The following is a 1,852-nucleotide window of genomic DNA, read 5'->3' as shown; positions in this document are numbered from 1 at the left end:
GCTTGTCCTGTTTTCACGTCGTACACGTATCTTTCCGACTCTCCTTCGCCATTCGGGCGATTGTCGGCTTGAACTTCTGAAATTCTTACTTTAAAGTTCTCTTTTGCCGTCGTTTCATAAGCAAAATTTCCGCTCATGTTCTGCACCTGCTGTTTGCTTGGAACGTATCTGAAGTCATCGTGCGTTCATTTTTCCGCCTTCGTCGAACGTAATATTGTATTCTTTCATTTTGTTCTTCCCTTCTCAAAAATGCTTTCGTCATATTTTCCCCAACGCGTTACGAAAATCTCCTCAAAAACCTTGTTCCATTTGTTCTTTGATATGATGCGATCGTACTGCCTTTTGGCATATGGCACCAAAACGTTCGTCGTTCCAGACTCCTTTTCGGGTCTGATTATGTAGTTCGTGACCGTATCAACGTTCTGGCCTCGCCTCGTGTTGCGCCCCAAAGACTGTTGATAGTTGATGTCTGAAACAGGCAAATCCAGATAAATCGATGCATTGCTCGTTTTTGACTCAAATGCGACTGCTCCGCTCAAATACTGGATGAATACGGGACTTTTTCCGTCGTTTTCTTCAAAATAACTCGACGAATGCCCGTTGATTTCAAAATATTTCATGTTTAATTTGTCAAATTCATCCTTCAATCCCTGCAAAGTCACATCAAAATTATAGAAAATAAGCGGCTGCTCCGTTTTCGGAGAACAGCATATCTCGATCACTTTTTCAAGCACGTTTTTATCCGCAGTAAGCACTCTCGCATAATCGACGCATTTCGTCGTGTTGTCCGAATACGCTTTTTGCCTGTCCAGTTTTTCGATGTGAGCAAGCTTTTCAAGTCCTTCATCGCTCAAACGTACTTTCACGTCCTCAAACTCGTTTTCAGGAATGTGAAAATTCTTCGGAGCATCGGGAGCATAAATAATCTTGCTGATTTTTTCCAAAATACGTGCTTTGTCAACGAAACTTTCGAAATGAATTCTAAACTCCTGATCGACAATTTTGCGATTAATATCAGTCATATCGAGTCCTCGCTGAAGATATTTTTCATAATCGACGATTTCGCGTTTGTAAAAGTCGTTTCGGCTGGTATAATCTCCATTCAGAACCAGATACCCGACAGTATCCAAAATGCTCATGTCGAACGGAGTTGCCGTCAGTCCCAAAATTTTCAGCTCCTTGTCGCTTTCTTCCGCAAGCGTTCTGAAAATGCCTCTGAAATTCTGATTTGCCGTCTTGGTCGTATCCCTCAACTGCATATGCGTTTCGTCAAGGATCAGAAGCGTGTTCTCTTTTTTCAGCTCTTCGATGAATTCTTTCCACAATTCGGGTTTTCTCGTCTTCATGACGTTCAGTCCCGCAAAAGTGCCGATTTCCTGATTGTTTATCTTGACGATTTTCATTTCGAGTCCATAGTACTTTTCACAGCTCTCAATCGCCTCGTTGAACGACTTGTCGAGTCTTTTCGCTTTCGGAGCGATTATCATGATTTGAATTTTTCCGTGTCTTGCCAACCGATTAGCAACCTGCATCGCAATAATCGTTTTGCCGTAGCCGACGGGGAGCTTGAGCAACGTGAACCTGTTGTCCAACACGTGTTCGAATGCTCCGAATGCCACGCCTTCGGTAAGCGGGTCCTCAAAGTATTCTTTTGGCAGCATTTTATCATCGCCTTTTTGATTTTTATCATTATACAACTTTGTGGCTTTTTGTTAAATTTACACAAACCCGCAAAAAAAATATTCTTTATTCTTTGCTAAATCACCCTGAATCAAGCCGCTGATTATTCTCGGCGATGACGTTTAAACCAACCAACAGTGCCTTCGTTCCTTTTTTGATCGCATTCGTTTCG

At 42.2% G+C, this 1,852-nt stretch carries 1 protein-coding gene; it reads right to left on the bottom strand.

The annotated features are described in order from the left end of the window. Positions 1-224: 224 nt before the first annotated feature. The gene (locus tag V7Z60_RS09485; RefSeq protein WP_334117570.1) at positions 225-1,661 is read right to left on the bottom strand and encodes a DEAD/DEAH box helicase family protein; all 1,437 of its coding nucleotides are present in this window, start codon (positions 1,659-1,661) and stop codon (positions 225-227) included. Positions 1,662-1,852: the final 191 nt, after the last annotated feature.

Source organism: Ligilactobacillus sp. (assembly GCF_036846325.1).
Lineage (GTDB): Bacteria > Bacillota > Bacilli > Lactobacillales > Lactobacillaceae > Ligilactobacillus.
The sequence above is the reverse complement of the archived record's forward strand: the minus strand, read 5'-3'. Positions and strand labels throughout refer to the sequence as shown.